The organism is Sporosarcina sp. CAU 1771 (assembly GCF_054482775.1).
The window spans coordinates 88,061-101,990 of sequence record NZ_JBTLRN010000001.1 but is presented as its reverse complement, the minus strand read 5'-3'; the positions used below and the strand labels follow the sequence as shown (position 1 = coordinate 101,990).

Genomic DNA, 13,930 nt, shown 5'->3' with positions numbered 1-13,930 from the left:
TTACGCCTTCCTTTCTGTTGCTGCGACTTGCTTGCCGATTGGGTGACGCATACCGAATGTGGTGTCATTAAGAATCATCTGTTTCGCTTTCTTCACTTTCGTTTGGAATATAAGAGGTGCTTGTAAGTTAATTGTTGATGTTTCGAATGGATCTTTTAATGAAAGAACTCCTAGAACAAAGACGTCTTCTTGTTTTTCAATCTCTAATAGATCGATTGTTGGTTCGTCGACTTTGAATGAATAATCCTCGATGACTGTGTATGGATTCGTAACGATGAACGCTATGTCAGATGTCTGAATTGATTGGAGTACTTGGAATTCGTTGTTGTCTTCTATAGGTAAAAGCGTAAATTCTTTTTCTGTTTCAAAGCCTGGGAGTCCTTTTGGGAAGGACCAGGTTTGGTCTGGGTTGATTTTGATTGTGCCGTGGAATTTTGTTTGGATTTGCATGGGTTTGCTCCTTTTTATCACGGGTGCCAGGTACAGCCACAATTCACGGAAGGACGTGAATTGTGTCCATACCTGGCACCCTTGTTTTTCCTTATCTCACCATTTCACATCTATCTGTATAGACGGCCAATGTTCCATTTCACGGGATACTTTGCCTGGCGTGTAGTTGTGGATTGGTTTGTTGATTTGGACGTCGTTGACTGGTTTTTGTGGTGTTGCATTGATGTTTGTTGTTCCTGGTTGGATGGAGACTTGTGCTTTGGAATAGCCTCCGATGAAACGGATGCCTAGTTGTTTTGGCGGTGGATTGGCGTTTTGTTTTGCAATGTCTGGGATTGGGTTTCCACCGTTTGCTATCTCCACCATTTGGCGTCCTTCTTCTGCGCGTCTTGCAATGCCTTCCATCGCACCTTGTTTACCAAGTTGTGCGTATTCTTCTGTGCGTTTAAAGACACTTTTCAGGTCGATTTCAGCACGTGCCTCGGTTGTATCTACTGATAGTTGTGATCTCGTTGTTGAGATTTCTAATGTTGCGGCTGGTTGTTGTTGATGCATTGTTGCTCTTGGTTGCTCGATTTCTTGTACTGGTTTTGTAGTTTGAAGACCGAGTATGCCGCGTGTTGTTTGGATTTGGAGTTGTGGGATGTTCATATTATGTCACCCTTTTATATGGTATGTATTAGGGTGCCAGGTACAGCCACAATTCAAAGGGGAAGGCAGTCTATAATCGCGACGTCATGTCGCAACGACTGCATGACTCACTTCATGTGAACCTCGAATTGTGTCCATACCAGGCACCCTGGATTCTACTTTATCTTAGAAAGTCTACTAGTGATGGTTGAATGATGCGTGCGCCGACGGAAAGGGCGGCACGGTGGATGGCTTCTTCGGTTATCATGTCCGTAATCGCTTTTTCGTAGTCAATGTATTCGTTTTCACTCATTTGTTTTTTGGCAGAGCCTTCTTGTTGACCCAAACGGTGCTCCATCATTTCGACACGGTTTTGCCTAGCACCGATGTTTGCGCGAGCTGTTAGTACAGCGTCTTGACTAGTACTGATGCTTGTTAAATGAGCACCAATTGCTTCTCCACCAGCATTAGATTCAATCGAAGTTATAAGTTCACCCATCATTTCATCTAATTCAGAAAATAATTTGTAGCCATTCGTATTGACTTGCAGTTCTATCCCGTCAAATACTTCGATTGCTACAACTGCTTCAAATCCATCGACTGCTGAACCTGTAGGTACTGCTGGATTTGGGGGCAATGTTGGCACCGCTAAAGAAGCACCAGCAATGGAATTAACTACTCCAGTAACAGGATCTTTTCCAAAAAGTGGACTACTTGTTTTCGTACCTGAAAACAGGTACTTATCTCCAACTTTGGTGTTCCCCATGTCCCGAATTTGTTCACGGATTTGCTTGATTTCTTCGACTATTTTCATACGATCATCATGTGTTTTTGTATCGTTCGCCGCATCCGTCGTCAGTTCTTGGATACGAAGAAGCGCTTGACCGGCTCCATCTAATGCATCGTCCGAACTGTCGAGCCAGTTGTTTACCTCGCCTAGGTTTTTCTGGTACTGAGCAATTTTATCAACCGTCATACGGTAGCCCATACCTTTCATTGCAACAACCGGATCATCTGATGGACGATTCACTTTCTTCCCTGTTGTGATTTGCTCTTGCAATTTACCCATTTTAGTGTAGCTCGAGGAAAGGTTCCGGAGCATATTGTTTGAAAGCATTGATTGTGTGACGCGCATTTAACTTCCTCCTTATACTACGTAAACGCATTATCTTCCAACGACACCCATGCCGTTAATTATTTTATCTAACGTTTCATCAACAACGGTAATCATTCTTGCGGATGCGTTGTACGATTGCTGGAAGCGAATCATGTCCGTCATTTCTTCGTCAAGTGATACTGAGCTAATCGAAGCACGACGATGTTCGACCGCACCTAGTAACGTCGCTGTATTGTGAGCAAGACGATCTGCTTGTTGGCCATCTACACCTAGTTTTCCGATTACACTTTGGAAGTAACTTTGAACGGTAGCACCGCCTGGGAAAACTTTTGAAAACTGCACGTTCGATAAATTGAGAGCATTTTTCCCGTTTCCTTCTTGCGGATTTTTTGGGTCAGTAGACGCCGCAGGATTGGAATCAGAAGCAGCAACTTGCCCTGGGTCCGCAATGATATCTTTATTAACGTAAATATTAGCTGCAGTGATAGGGTCCGTTGCAACATCTTTATTCACAAAAAAAGCTTTCCCTTTATCTCCATTTAAATCTGTTGGTCCTGTTGTAGGATCATTGGGGTCACCCATATGAACTTTATTAAACTCTTCCGCAAATTTGTTAGCCATCTCATTTAATTTCTCAAGCATTTCCGGAAAGAGACCTTTCACAGTACCTCCGGCATCTACATATCCATACGAGTCAACAAGTGATTTCATGCTACCCGTGTTTACCATTTGGTTGACATTTAATGTATCCCCAGCCACCGCACCTGACCCGGTAAATGTAAATTCAGTAACAGCATCGCTCGTCCCATTGTTTACAGACATTTCCGCGAAGTCATAGCCTTTGACAACCTCAATTGACGCGCCGGCAGTCTTTATACTGACAGTAACAGAACCTTCAGCAATTCCTTTAATTGCACGTCCGCCCGATGGGACATAGTCCGTTTCAATTGGCACAATAGCAGAAAGCTGATCCAACAGCATATCGCGCGCATCGTACAAATCATTCGGCAAATAGCCATTTGGCTCAACCTTTGTAATTTGGTCATTCAACTCTGATATTTGTCTTAGAATCGCATTTACATCTTTTGTCGTAATTCCGATTTCTTGACCGGTGTTTGTTTGAATGTCCCTCAATGATGTATCAATGTAGTTAAAGGAATCGGCAACCGCAACCCCTCGCTGCACAGTAACTTCCCGTGCTCCGCTATTTTCAGGATTTGCGGATAGTACTTGTAGAGATTGCCAAAATTCACTTAGTGACTTTTGCAGTCCGTAATCCGATGGTTCGTTCAACACGTCTTCCATTTGCGTAATTGCTTTGGAAGTTGTATCCCAATAGCCCAACTTCGTCGATTCTTGCCTGAATTGGTGATCCACAAACGAATCACGAATTCGTTGAATGGAGCCTGCTTGTACACCTGTTCCAAGAAAACCTGGCATCGTGCCCGCGTTTAAACCGACACCGGGATGTCCCGCGGTTGCTTCCATATTGACTCGTTGACGTGAATACCCGAGCGTGTTTGCGTTACTAATGTTATGTCCTGTTGTATAGAGTGCGGATTGTTGTGTAAACAAGCCTCGTTTACTCGTTTCCAACCCCATAAATGATGAGCGCATGGTGTTCCTCCTTAAGCTTGTGAATCAAAAGAGACTTGTTCTTTCGACACTTTTCTTCCACTAATTTCTGTTTTTGAGTAGGTCACGGATTCAGGTTGTGGCCTGACCATGTCCAGCGATAGATTCACGAACTGAAGTGACTGGTAGGTCAGCTTCTGGTTTAAGTCGTTTTGCCATTTCAAATCATGAATCGCATGCAGGAGACGGTCCCTCGACTCCTTAAGCATTTCTTTTTCTGTATCTTGTGCAACTTCAAGTACATCAGCAACAGTAGGTCCATTTGGCACAGATCGTCCTTGATCTGTCAGGTATTCCGCCACTGCGTTTTGTCTTTGTCTTTCCAATTGTACAATTGCTGCGAGGTGCGATTGCTCCCCTTTTAGAAGTTGGTCGAGCCCTTCCATGTCGCCTGTTTTTATTAGTGCAGTCTTGTCGTACGCCAATTGCAAAAGACTCCTATGAACTTTTTCTAAGTTGTCAAGCGTCGTCAAGATCGTTGTAATCGACATGATGTCATCTACTTTCATTCATTTTATTTATTGTAATAGTCTAGGATATTCGCAGCGAGTTTTTTTGCATCTACTTCATACGTTCCTGAATCGACTTGCGATTTAATTTGTTGAACGCGCTCGTTTCGCTCCAAGGAATAGGAAGATACTTCTGAGAGTTGCTTAGCCTCTTGTGAGATTTCTAATCGATCTGTTTGAGTGGCTTGTTTTTTACCTGCTTGATCCGCCTTCAACTGATTCGATTGATAGGGATTCACAACGGGTAGGTTCACTTTATTGATTTTCATTTTCTTCACTCCTCTCCACATGATTTGACCTTATGTTTTATTTCGGCATAAAGTCATGAAAGTTTAGGGCATTTTAAATGAAATCAGATTACCTACTCAAATAGTCCTTGTTTATAAAACTTAGTCTCGGTTGATAAGATACGCATTCTTTTCGTTTGCAGCAATGGCCTCTCTAAATTCTTCAGTAGCCTCATGTCTTTCCAGCTCAATCTTCATCGTTTCAGTACAATCCTGACACAGCTTCCCTTTCGATGTCAGTTCTCCACAACTTTCACATGGATAGCCTAAATTTGGAAACATTGCTGGTAACAAACGACCTTTTCGTACCCAATTATGGAGTAACGTCTCAGATACTTGGGTTTCTTCAACGATGCGCTCAATCGTAGCCGTACGATTTTCACGTCTTCTTAAAAACCGGGTTACTTCTTCATATTTTCTCTCTTCTGCCATTGCACATTTTCCACACACATCACGAATGCCTGTGTAGTTGAAAAATGAGCCACACGTTGGACAATCTCTTAAATCAGCCATTTTCCCATCTCCAGTTCTCTTATTTTAAGCTCTGTTAAATAATAATGTTGATAATTCTTATTACACAATAGTGCTGCTAATTTCCGTTTCAGACCCTAAGAGCGGAAAGATAAAGTTCAATCTTTCCCTTACGAGTTCCGGAGGGGAGGCGGTGGACCAAGCCCGCTGTTGTTTCACCCGACCCGCTGTCCTCCCGGAGTCGCCGTCTTTCACTTCAATCAATTTGTAATGTACAAAAATCACTTGTCCCACTACCCCCACACCACTAACCTTGAATCCAAACGATCCAGCGCAGAAGCGACAAGTGTGAGCCGAAGTAGTAAGACCGACAGTGAACTTTCTGACGGGCTTACTACGGGAGGCCATCACCAAGCGCCTAAGCGATATTTTCACGCCTACCACTCCACTCGAAAAGGAATGTACAAATAATTTATCGACTATTAACAGAGTTATTTAACATTGCCTATCGCTAAGCACGAATTAGCGTAATTGCCTCGACCCGAGTTGCACCCGCTTCTTTCAATAATGATGCAGCATGACGCAGGGTTGTGCCGGTTGTGTAAATATCATCTATTAGTATATACGTACTTGGTTGGATAACAACTTGCGGCTTCAGTTTGAATAAAGGAGCCATTGCAAGACGTTCCTGCTTTGTTTTTTCTCCCATACGTTCGGTACCCGTTTTTTCAAGTACATGAACATAGGAAACATGTGCACATTTTAACAGTTCGTCAATATGGGCAAATGTTCGTTCCATCCGCTTCTTTGGATGAATCGGGATTGGAACAACGATTGCTCCCTTTGGTATACTTCGTTTGATTTCTTTAGCGAAGACCTCTGCCAATGCGACGTCTTGTAAAAACTTGAATTGATGCAAGTAGCTTCTCATCGCGTCGTTGTATGCATAAAGCGATGTGATTTGATCTACAATCATGCCCTCTTCTATTATTTCGGCTATTTGAAAGTTTTTTGAACAGCTTTCGCAAATAATCGTTCGTTCATCCAGTCCGAGAAGAGATTTCCATGAGAAAGATGTAACAAGATTTTTTTCACATAACAAACAAGGGTTCACGTCGATGCTCCTCCTTTATTCAACCGGAGGAGTTCTTTTCTTGCATCATCCATACGATGTGTAATGCCGTGGTGAAACAAAACAAAGTCCCCGTCTGGGTAATCGACTGATCTTCCTACACGTCCTCCAATTTGAATCAGTGCACCTTGCGTAAATAGGTTGTGTTCGGCTCCTACAACTGCAACCTGGACATTGGGGATTGTAATGCCTCGTTCCAAAATGGTTGTCGTTAAAAGGCCGACAATCTTGTTGTCTCGAAGCGCTTGTACATACTCTTTTCGGTCCTCATGCGATGCGTGAACGCTTTGGATTGTTGGGTTGATTTTTTGGAATAAAGGTAGTGCCTCTTCCATGAGCTCGATGTTGTGGAAAAAAATTAAAAATGGTTCTTCACGTTCGATACGTTTCTCTGTCCAACGTAGAAGTTTTACCGGGAGTTTTCCTTTTATAATTTGTTTGGCGTAGTTCCAAAGGGATTCATAGCGTGGAATAGGGAGTGGGTATCCGTGAAAACGTTTATTAATTGTTGAGATATGACCTATTCGACGAATTTCATTAATTTGCTTTGCTGAAGGGGTCGCGGTGACGTAATGAATGGGCGCACCTGGTTTGGCTGCTTTCTTTACAGCTTTTTTAAGGGTTTCGTCCGCTGTATAAGGAAATGCATCGGCTTCATCGACGAAGAGTACGTCGAATGCCTGATGGAATCGGTACAGTTGGTGAGTTGTTGCGAGAAGGAGTTGCGCTGGACCTGCGCTAGGTTCTGCACCGCCGTATAACGCATCGATTGTTGTTTCTGGAAACGCCTGTCGGAGACGAGGTTCGAGTTCAAGAATTACATCTACCCGTGGTGCAGCGATGCAAATCCGTTTTCCTTCTTGCAGAAGTTTGAATATGGGGATGAATAAAATTTCAGTTTTTCCTGCTCCACAAGTGGCTAGTAACGAGGACGGAACAATACAGGGAGGGAAACCCAATGGATAACTTATCCCCAACAATGAATTCATTACTATTAAAGGTACATGCAAAGCATACCGCAACAATGGGATCCGCAGCAAAAGAGAAACACTCTCTTGAAAACATAAAGAAGGTGGTTGTGGACATAAAGGAAAACTGCCTGAAAGTTTATTATAAACACGAATGGTATCACTATACACCGTCCGGTACGTGGTATTAATAGCGTTAAGTATTCAGAATGGTGAGAAAAATGTAGATTACAGTCGTTAAGTGGTCTATGATAGATATTAACTATATATAAGGGAGGAATTGGAATGTCTGCAAAGAACAAAGTAGTTGCTGGGGACTATAATGGAAAACAAATCATTCAGGCGTTTGGTAGCGTCTCTTTATCTACAGGTCTATTAAAATCAATACCTTTGGATAAGACAACTGTAAAAGAATACGAGATTTTAGACGAGGAAAGTCGTAAGAGTGCGACAAGTGCAGTAGGAAGAGCTTTTGTTGGGGGCGTTATCTTAGGACCTGTCGGTTGGCTTGCTGGATTGTCTGCAAAGTCGAAAGGCACTCACACAATCGCATTAGAATTTAACGATGGAAAGAAAAGCTTGATTGAAATTGATAAAAAAGTATATTCGGCATTAGTAAAGAAGCTATTTTAATAATAAACAAAAAAAGGCGACTACTCTCAACTGAGTCAGTCGCTTTTTTCTAAATAAACACCAAGTAATTCTTCAGTACGATTTCGCAATCTTATATTGAAGTAACGACGACGATTCTCAAGTCCACCATAAAAAAAGTTGTATTCGGTGAAATCACCATCTACTCTTTCTTTAATTAGCTTCATATCCTTTTGTCGCATATAAATGTTAGTGTTTTTCAAATCAGATTGAACTAACTTTATCGCTTGCTCAATCATTTTCAAATATGGACTTTTAAATTTCAATGCACTAATTTCTATTTGCGCTTGATCTCTTTCTAATATTACAATTAGCATCGGGAAATAAATTGCATTTTCAAAGTGCAGTATTGCTTCATCCGGAATCACATTAAATCACCATGCTTTCTTTAGATGTAACAGGAACGATTGCCAATATGTTTTGAATTAGAAAGGTACGCTTAGATTTCCTTAGATAACAGTACGCTCGAAAAGATACCTCACCGACTTGCAAGACCTTAATCCTTCGCTTGCTGACTTCCCCACTTTTCGCCAGGTACATCATATCCAGTGAATCATTACGCTCCATTGAATTCAATAACTTACTACGCACACTCGTTCCCTCCTTTTTAACCATTATACCGAATAGACGTTCTATTATCAAGTAAATAAAAAAGTACCAATGGGCGCTTTTAATGAACGTGTTTCTTATATTCCTCATTTAGCTTTCGAGTTGCTATCTCTCTGGCCGTATCCATATCTTTCGAAGAGCCTTGCACCAAAATGTTTCGATATGGCGCTTCCCCCTCGTCGTACAGACTTAAGTATACGTCCCAGCGATCCGCGTACTCCAAAATAACATAATCTATCGCGTCACCATAGTCGTTAATCATAATCCAGTTATCTAAACTTACGGAATCAGCTCCAAGCGTTTCGTCATTGTCGAATAACTCTTCTAGTTTGGATTTCATTTTATTATCACCTCCCAATATACCTATTCTATTACGGTGCCAATAGTCCTTCTTTTTGACAAATAAAAAAGCATCTCGGGTGAGATGCTCAACAAAATGCTATGCTTCTTGGAGGTGACGTGAGTATTTTTCATTTTTTTCAACTATACTTCTTCTTTTCCTGTCCGCCTCTTTTGTAGAAAATAGTTTTTCTAAAAATTCTTCGGGATCCAACTCACCAGACTCATACATCTGTCTTAGAACTACATCTTTTCTTTCAACCGCTTTTTTCTTTTTCATAATAAAATGCCTCCTCTTCGTTTAAACTACTTAAATAATTAATTTCTTTATTTAGAATTGAAGAAATTGAATTTGAAAAGTAAGTAATGTAATCTATGTCATCCCTATCAAAAGAATTACTAAGTAGACCATCAACATTTAATATACCTATCGTTTTACTGTTGTATTTTATCGGGATGCATAATAATGATTTGTATTCCCTTGATGATTTGGGATTCCTTTCATAAGAAGCATCCTTCGTTATATCCGGATTGTAGTATTCTTTCCCATTAATATAACTGTATCCTGCTTTGCTGTTTGTTAAACTTAATCTCAGTTTTTCTACGCCTTCTGGAGAGTATCCGGCTCCATACAAAATCTTTAAATTATTATAATCAACCTTATAAAATACTGCAACCCTGTGTAAATTAGCCACTTCTTTTGTTATTAAACCAATTATTCCTGGTAAGAAGAAATCATAAAACCTTTTGACTTTTTCATGAAATTCCTCGTCAGACATACTACCATAATCTGAATGCGTTACCATAGACTGATTAAGTAACTTGATAACTTGAGTTTTTAAATGACTTTGTTTATTCAACTCACTAAATTGACTTTGAATGGTTGCGACTGCTTTATTAGATTCAAATTTTAATCCCCATAAACTTAAGGTTGCAGACCCTTTATGAATTTTAATACATATTAGAAGAAATATCACAAGCAAGCAACATAACAAGGCAATGGTAAGCCAAGGTACAACTTCAAACAAAAAATTAAACAAGGGCTCAAATTCCATCACTATAATCCCTCCCTTTCAATAATGGAAATAGCTAAACAGCACAGGAAATTAAGCCATAATTTATATTTTTGTTACTCTTTACTTCTACAAATTATTACATACTCCTTCATAAAAAGGAAAGTTTATCTATATATAGGAATATACTTGATCAATTTCAACAATAAGTCGTATTCATTTTCACAAATAAAAAAAGGCGACTACTCATAATCGAGTAGTCGCCTTTTGCATTACTTCATATTATTAAACCTTTGAAGCACGGTAGCCACCTGTTCCCTTGTGATTGGCTTCTTGGGGTCTTTGCCATTAAATAGTTTGTTAGTTTCGGCCCACTTCCACGCTCCACTATGCGTATCGCTAGGCGTGTGATTTACTGGTTTCGGCACATCGGCAACCTCCTTCTCAGGTATATATTTCTGCTTGAATACATGCTCAATATAATACCGCGCGACAGCTTCAGCGTACTTTTTCCAATCCTTCAATATTTTTTGCGTGTCTGTTGTATTATCAGCAAAACCATATTCTGCAATTACAACATTCACGTTGCCGGAAAGCCGATGCATAAAATACCAATCTCCACCACTACTGTTTTTTCTACTAAATACACGCCTACGCTTAGCGCCACAAACCACGATTGCATCTAATACACCTGTAGCGATTGATGGATTGGCATGGATAGAATGAATCGTTTCAGCCCCATCAGCCTGTCCATTATAGGCGTTGATATGATTACTTATACAATACTTCGCTCCGCTATTCTTAACCCGATTAGTGCGGGGTACTGAGTCCAGGTACTCATCAGTAGTTCGCGTCATGACAACTTTGATTCCATGACGTTCAAAGTGTCGCTTTTGTTCGAAAGAAATTTGAAGGACCATATCTTTTTCTTTCCAGAGACTATTCGTTCCACCGCCAGGATCTAATCCGCCGTGACCAGGGTCGATGCATATAATTTTAACCATATTATTTACCTCCCTTGAAAACTCTTGCAATAAATGTTGCAAATAATTCCCCTGTTTTTCCGTCACTCGATATTTTAAGGTGAGCAGAAATGGAGTTTAACTCACCCAATAGGTAACCTCCATATAAAGCATAAATCGAAGCCAATGCTATCTTTTCTGGAACAAATAAGAACGCGACAAACATAAACAAAACCAACACAATAAAGTACATCATTTTTTTAATAATCCCATAGAGCGCTTTGTTGCTCTCGAATTGTACAGTTGAGTTAAACCTCGCGTTTATAAAACCAAATGCAAAATCAATCGTACTTGCAACCAATATAACCGCTAATAAAGCTAGTAAATAACTATCATCCGTGGCTGTCAAACTCTGTAACCAAGCTATCATATCCATTAACCTCACCCTTCGTTTCTAATTTTGAGTAAACAAAAAGAACGCCCTAGCGAGGACGTTCTTGGTAGATCACTATATACTTGCGTCCCAGACATGAGGACCTTTGTATCTCAATTTCGCTCCAATAACTAACAAATCAATAGATATATCTTCATTTGTTTCATTTTCAAGAAAAATTTTAGATTCACTAACACTTATAACACATTGCGGTTGCTGATTTTTATACCACACAAAAACCGATGGTTCGTCTACTTTTTCAAGTTCGAATGGTATGAATCCAGTAATGCCTGCAGGTATTACATAGGTACTTGACTCAAAGTAATCAGCTATTTCTTGGGCAACTAAAGTTTTGGTGTATTCTTTCATTTCTTCGGACTTCTCTTGAGCTGAATCAGTAACCCACTTCTTTGCTAATATAAATAAAGCTGCTCCTGCTATAGCCACCGCGATTGTTAGACTTGCCAATATAATAGTTAACGCAATGGTAATAGTAAAATGAACATTTGATTGAACAGTATTAATCAAATTCTCCAAATGTGTTAATTGTAGATGATAATCTGTTTGATTTATCTCTATCTGAAACACCCCCCTCGCCATCATCATACGACAAGAAGGGAATTTTAACCATGAAAAATACACCTCAATGGGGGTTATTGACGTTACGCACCATGTTCCGTATGTTCATCACTTTATTTTTTATCAAAACAAAAGAACGCCCCGAAGGACGTCCTTGAATTTGAAACTTGTTGAAATTAGACCTAATCGGTCGTACTTGAATTCAAATAATCTTTACTGTAACGCCATCTGGTTGCACTTCAAACGTTTTGTTGCACTCAACACTAACCTGACCGTCGTTGCGTTGAATCATTTTTAAAATTGTTCCATCATCATACTCGGCAATTGATATAATTTCATCTGATGACATTTCTTCAACAGTGAACTTAATTCGTTTTCTGCCCTTCATATCGATTTTGATTTCGTTCATCTTATTAAACCTCCTCTCACTCACGATATAATTCGACATAAAAGGAGAAAAGCCTTCCTTCCAAATACAACTCTTACATTTTCGACCATAAAAAATACACCTCCATGGGTGTTATTGATGTTGCGCATAATGTTCCTACTGCTTAAGAAGTCGGTAAAAGATAATTAACAATATCATCTTTTATTTCTTTCATACCTTGGATATCAGGATGACCAGTTTGCACCGAAAATTCATTAGTGATTATATTTTCTACTTGGTAATGGTTAGTGGCGATTACCATTCCGTCTTTAATAGATGCCTTTAAATTATAAAGTGTAATATTAATAATTCTCGCATGGGGATTATACCGCTTAATGTAGTCAAGCATAAAACAGAACGCTGGAATTACTTTATCTTTATCCTCTTTTGTCCAATTAGAATATTGAACGCTACCAACCTCTGTGTGAGCACCACCGTCATTACTCCCTCCAAGTATAAATATAATGTCTGGCTTCACCTCTGTCGTCCTTTCAATTCCCAAACTTCTAACCATACGGGTTATAAAGGAAGTTGTTGTAGCGTCTGTATTGCTATATCCCTTGTTCGCTATCGTTGTACCAGTCCATGAATCGTTAATTAGTATGGGCATTTTTAACTCCTTGGATAACATCCACCACCAAGTATCCTCAAAAGAGTGAACATCACTTCTATCTGCCTCATCCCTATACCAAGAAATGTTACCTTCTGGAATCCACTCTTCAAAAGTTGATATGGAATCTCCCAATATAGATATGTTTTTTCCCACTAATAATGAAGCTAACTCTAGGTCGTATCCGTCACCTGATAATCTATCTGCAACAAGTGCCTTATCTGCAACAAGTGCCTTATCTGCAACAAGTGCCTTATCTGCACTTCCTGACGTTAAAGAGTTGGCAACACTCTTATTCAAGAACCCATTATATTTAGTATTCTTCATTACACTATCCATTTCTTCTTTGCTCGGTTCTTTACCAATTCCAAACACATCGGTTAAATCTATCAGTTGCATCTTTCGGTATTTAACCACATCACCTATCTCATAGTTATTGTTAGGTATGTGGAATATAGCGAGATACCCATTGACAGGGGACTCTACAACGTCTGTTAGGACGTTCCATTCGTTGGGTGTAGGATATAAACCGACATTGTATGTTGTACTCCCTACCACTAGATTAGTTTTGCTAGAATACTTTGGAAGTATTTCGATTTTAATATAATACTTGTGTCCTGCCAAAACTATGCCATCTTGCCTTATTCTGTTATACGTTGTTATCCTGTCTGTTTCATATTTTAACACATTATTCTCAGTCGATAAAATTCCACCATCTGCTTTCCAACCATTCGTGCCATCACTAAAGTTGCTATTTTTTAGTATGTTTGTACCGCCAGTCGCAACATCCCGCTCGATTTCTTCGAGTCTGTTCCTTAATGTTGAAAACGTTCGACTTTTCACTGATGATGTGTGAGCATCTGTCACCTCAACATTTGCATCCCCACTAGGTATAATTAAATTGTCAATTCTTAGGTTTGCTGATTCCACTTTCGTATCCACCATATATAAGTCCATCTGATCCACCTTATCCGCCAACTGAGTAGTAACACTTCCAAAACTATCATCGATTTTATCAAAGTTTTGATTCCATTCTTCTCGAACTAAACCGTCAGTAGGTTCCCACTTATTTAGTTGTAAATTCGTTGTTTTCTTACTAGCCATTCGA

The 13,930-nt window shown here is 39.8% G+C and carries 21 protein-coding genes; 2 read left to right on the top strand and 19 right to left on the bottom strand.

Going from position 1 to position 13,930, the window contains the following annotated elements; all coding sequences use genetic code 11:
- The 9 genes from fliW to ACXYMX_RS00575 all read right to left on the bottom strand — a co-directional run bounded on the left by fliW (position 1) and on the right by ACXYMX_RS00575 (position 7,190).
- Positions 1–450: a flagellar assembly protein FliW gene (gene fliW, locus ACXYMX_RS00615; RefSeq protein ID WP_459042272.1), complete on the bottom strand. Its 450-nt coding sequence runs from the start codon at positions 448–450 to the stop codon at positions 1–3.
- A gap of 96 nt (positions 451–546) precedes the next feature.
- The gene (locus ACXYMX_RS00610; RefSeq protein WP_459042271.1) at positions 547–1,101 is read right to left on the bottom strand and encodes a DUF6470 family protein; all 555 of its coding nucleotides are present in this window, start codon (positions 1,099–1,101) and stop codon (positions 547–549) included.
- A 160-nt stretch (positions 1,102–1,261) separates the two neighbouring features.
- Entirely contained in the window at positions 1,262–2,215 is a 954-nt protein-coding gene (gene flgL, locus ACXYMX_RS00605) for a flagellar hook-associated protein FlgL (protein WP_459042270.1), read from the bottom strand.
- Positions 2,216–2,245: 30 nt separating this feature from the next.
- Positions 2,246–3,814 (bottom strand): flagellar hook-associated protein FlgK, encoded by a 1,569-nt coding sequence (gene flgK / locus ACXYMX_RS00600; RefSeq protein WP_459042269.1) that lies wholly within the window; start codon positions 3,812–3,814, stop codon positions 2,246–2,248.
- Positions 3,815–3,825: 11 nt separating this feature from the next.
- Positions 3,826–4,323 (bottom strand): flagellar protein FlgN, encoded by a 498-nt coding sequence (locus tag ACXYMX_RS00595; RefSeq protein ID WP_459042268.1) that lies wholly within the window; start codon positions 4,321–4,323, stop codon positions 3,826–3,828.
- Positions 4,324–4,346: 23 nt separating this feature from the next.
- The gene (gene flgM / locus ACXYMX_RS00590) at positions 4,347–4,610 is read right to left on the bottom strand and encodes a flagellar biosynthesis anti-sigma factor FlgM (RefSeq protein ID WP_459042267.1); all 264 of its coding nucleotides are present in this window, start codon (positions 4,608–4,610) and stop codon (positions 4,347–4,349) included.
- 120 nt (positions 4,611–4,730) lie between these two features.
- Positions 4,731–5,141, bottom strand: a complete 411-nt coding sequence (locus ACXYMX_RS00585) for a TIGR03826 family flagellar region protein (protein WP_459042266.1) — start codon at positions 5,139–5,141, stop codon at positions 4,731–4,733.
- A 469-nt stretch (positions 5,142–5,610) separates the two neighbouring features.
- Positions 5,611–6,213, bottom strand: a complete 603-nt coding sequence (locus ACXYMX_RS00580; RefSeq protein WP_459042265.1) for a ComF family protein — start codon at positions 6,211–6,213, stop codon at positions 5,611–5,613.
- Positions 6,210–7,190 (bottom strand): helicase-related protein, encoded by a 981-nt coding sequence (locus ACXYMX_RS00575; RefSeq protein WP_459042264.1) that lies wholly within the window; start codon positions 7,188–7,190, stop codon positions 6,210–6,212. Before ACXYMX_RS00575 ends, ACXYMX_RS00580 begins: the two co-directional genes overlap by 4 nt.
- On the opposite strand from ACXYMX_RS00575, the gene ACXYMX_RS00570 reads away from it, so the two are divergent.
- Together ACXYMX_RS00570 and ACXYMX_RS00565 are read left to right on the top strand one after the other, a co-directional pair.
- Positions 7,190–7,390 (top strand): hypothetical protein, encoded by a 201-nt coding sequence (locus ACXYMX_RS00570; RefSeq protein WP_459042263.1) that lies wholly within the window; start codon positions 7,190–7,192, stop codon positions 7,388–7,390. The two genes, ACXYMX_RS00575 and ACXYMX_RS00570, sit on opposite strands and share 1 nt — an antisense overlap.
- A 94-nt stretch (positions 7,391–7,484) precedes the next feature.
- Positions 7,485–7,832 carry a hypothetical protein gene (locus tag ACXYMX_RS00565; protein ID WP_459042262.1) on the top strand — a complete coding sequence of 116 codons (348 nt, stop codon included), beginning with the start codon at positions 7,485–7,487 and terminating at the stop codon, positions 7,830–7,832.
- 35 nt (positions 7,833–7,867) lie between these two features.
- On the opposite strand, the gene ACXYMX_RS00560 is transcribed toward ACXYMX_RS00565, so the two are convergent.
- The 10 genes from ACXYMX_RS00560 to ACXYMX_RS00515 form a co-directional block, all read right to left on the bottom strand.
- Positions 7,868–8,218, bottom strand: a complete 351-nt coding sequence (locus ACXYMX_RS00560; RefSeq protein ID WP_459042261.1) for a hypothetical protein — start codon at positions 8,216–8,218, stop codon at positions 7,868–7,870.
- A 1-nt stretch (position 8,219) separates the two neighbouring features.
- Entirely contained in the window at positions 8,220–8,441 is a 222-nt protein-coding gene (locus ACXYMX_RS00555; protein WP_459042260.1) for a transcriptional regulator, read from the bottom strand.
- A 79-nt stretch (positions 8,442–8,520) separates the two neighbouring features.
- A complete protein-coding gene (locus ACXYMX_RS00550) occupies positions 8,521–8,799 on the bottom strand; it encodes a hypothetical protein (RefSeq protein ID WP_459042259.1) in 279 nt (92 codons plus the stop codon).
- 99 nt (positions 8,800–8,898) lie between these two features.
- The gene (locus ACXYMX_RS00545) at positions 8,899–9,078 is read right to left on the bottom strand and encodes a hypothetical protein (RefSeq protein ID WP_459042258.1); all 180 of its coding nucleotides are present in this window, start codon (positions 9,076–9,078) and stop codon (positions 8,899–8,901) included.
- Positions 9,056–9,853: a GAF domain-containing protein gene (locus ACXYMX_RS00540; protein ID WP_459042664.1), complete on the bottom strand. Its 798-nt coding sequence runs from the start codon at positions 9,851–9,853 to the stop codon at positions 9,056–9,058. Before ACXYMX_RS00540 ends, ACXYMX_RS00545 begins: the two co-directional genes overlap by 23 nt.
- A 230-nt stretch (positions 9,854–10,083) precedes the next feature.
- On the bottom strand, positions 10,084–10,815 hold the full coding sequence (locus ACXYMX_RS00535) for an N-acetylmuramoyl-L-alanine amidase family protein (RefSeq protein WP_459042257.1): 732 nt from the start codon (positions 10,813–10,815) through the stop codon (positions 10,084–10,086).
- A gap of 1 nt (position 10,816) precedes the next feature.
- A complete protein-coding gene (locus tag ACXYMX_RS00530; RefSeq protein ID WP_459042256.1) occupies positions 10,817–11,209 on the bottom strand; it encodes a phage holin family protein in 393 nt (130 codons plus the stop codon).
- 72 nt (positions 11,210–11,281) lie between these two features.
- Positions 11,282–11,794 carry a hypothetical protein gene (locus ACXYMX_RS00525; RefSeq protein ID WP_459042255.1) on the bottom strand — a complete coding sequence of 171 codons (513 nt, stop codon included), beginning with the start codon at positions 11,792–11,794 and terminating at the stop codon, positions 11,282–11,284.
- Positions 11,795–11,987: 193 nt separating this feature from the next.
- Entirely contained in the window at positions 11,988–12,194 is a 207-nt protein-coding gene (locus tag ACXYMX_RS00520) for a hypothetical protein (protein ID WP_459042254.1), read from the bottom strand.
- Between the two features lie 142 nt (positions 12,195–12,336).
- Positions 12,337–13,926 (bottom strand): SGNH/GDSL hydrolase family protein, encoded by a 1,590-nt coding sequence (locus ACXYMX_RS00515; protein WP_459042253.1) that lies wholly within the window; start codon positions 13,924–13,926, stop codon positions 12,337–12,339.
- Positions 13,927–13,930: the final 4 nt, after the last annotated feature.

Bases quoted from the DNA above. Each gene is read 5' to 3' on its own strand.
- fliW (WP_459042272.1), bottom strand. From the start codon at position 450: ATGCAAATCCAAACAAAATTCCACGGCACAATCAAAATCAACCCAGAC.
- ACXYMX_RS00610 (WP_459042271.1), bottom strand. From the start codon at position 1,101: ATGAACATCCCACAACTCCAAATCCAAACAACACGCGGCATACTCGGT.
- flgL (WP_459042270.1), bottom strand. From the start codon at position 2,215: ATGCGCGTCACACAATCAATGCTTTCAAACAATATGCTCCGGAACCTT.
- flgK (WP_459042269.1), bottom strand. From the start codon at position 3,814: ATGCGCTCATCATTTATGGGGTTGGAAACGAGTAAACGAGGCTTGTTT.
- ACXYMX_RS00595 (WP_459042268.1), bottom strand. From the start codon at position 4,323: ATGTCGATTACAACGATCTTGACGACGCTTGACAACTTAGAAAAAGTT.
- flgM (WP_459042267.1), bottom strand. From the start codon at position 4,610: ATGAAAATCAATAAAGTGAACCTACCCGTTGTGAATCCCTATCAATCG.
- ACXYMX_RS00585 (WP_459042266.1), bottom strand. From the start codon at position 5,141: ATGGCTGATTTAAGAGATTGTCCAACGTGTGGCTCATTTTTCAACTAC.
- ACXYMX_RS00570 (WP_459042263.1), top strand. From the start codon at position 7,190: ATGGATAACTTATCCCCAACAATGAATTCATTACTATTAAAGGTACAT.
- ACXYMX_RS00565 (WP_459042262.1), top strand. From the start codon at position 7,485: ATGTCTGCAAAGAACAAAGTAGTTGCTGGGGACTATAATGGAAAACAA.
- ACXYMX_RS00550 (WP_459042259.1), bottom strand. From the start codon at position 8,799: ATGAAATCCAAACTAGAAGAGTTATTCGACAATGACGAAACGCTTGGA.
- ACXYMX_RS00545 (WP_459042258.1), bottom strand. From the start codon at position 9,078: ATGAAAAAGAAAAAAGCGGTTGAAAGAAAAGATGTAGTTCTAAGACAG.
- ACXYMX_RS00540 (WP_459042664.1), bottom strand. From the start codon at position 9,853: ATGGAATTTGAGCCCTTGTTTAATTTTTTGTTTGAAGTTGTACCTTGG.
- ACXYMX_RS00535 (WP_459042257.1), bottom strand. From the start codon at position 10,815: ATGGTTAAAATTATATGCATCGACCCTGGTCACGGCGGATTAGATCCT.
- ACXYMX_RS00530 (WP_459042256.1), bottom strand. From the start codon at position 11,209: ATGGATATGATAGCTTGGTTACAGAGTTTGACAGCCACGGATGATAGT.
- ACXYMX_RS00520 (WP_459042254.1), bottom strand. From the start codon at position 12,194: ATGAACGAAATCAAAATCGATATGAAGGGCAGAAAACGAATTAAGTTC.
- ACXYMX_RS00515 (WP_459042253.1), bottom strand. From the start codon at position 13,926: ATGGCTAGTAAGAAAACAACGAATTTACAACTAAATAAGTGGGAACCT.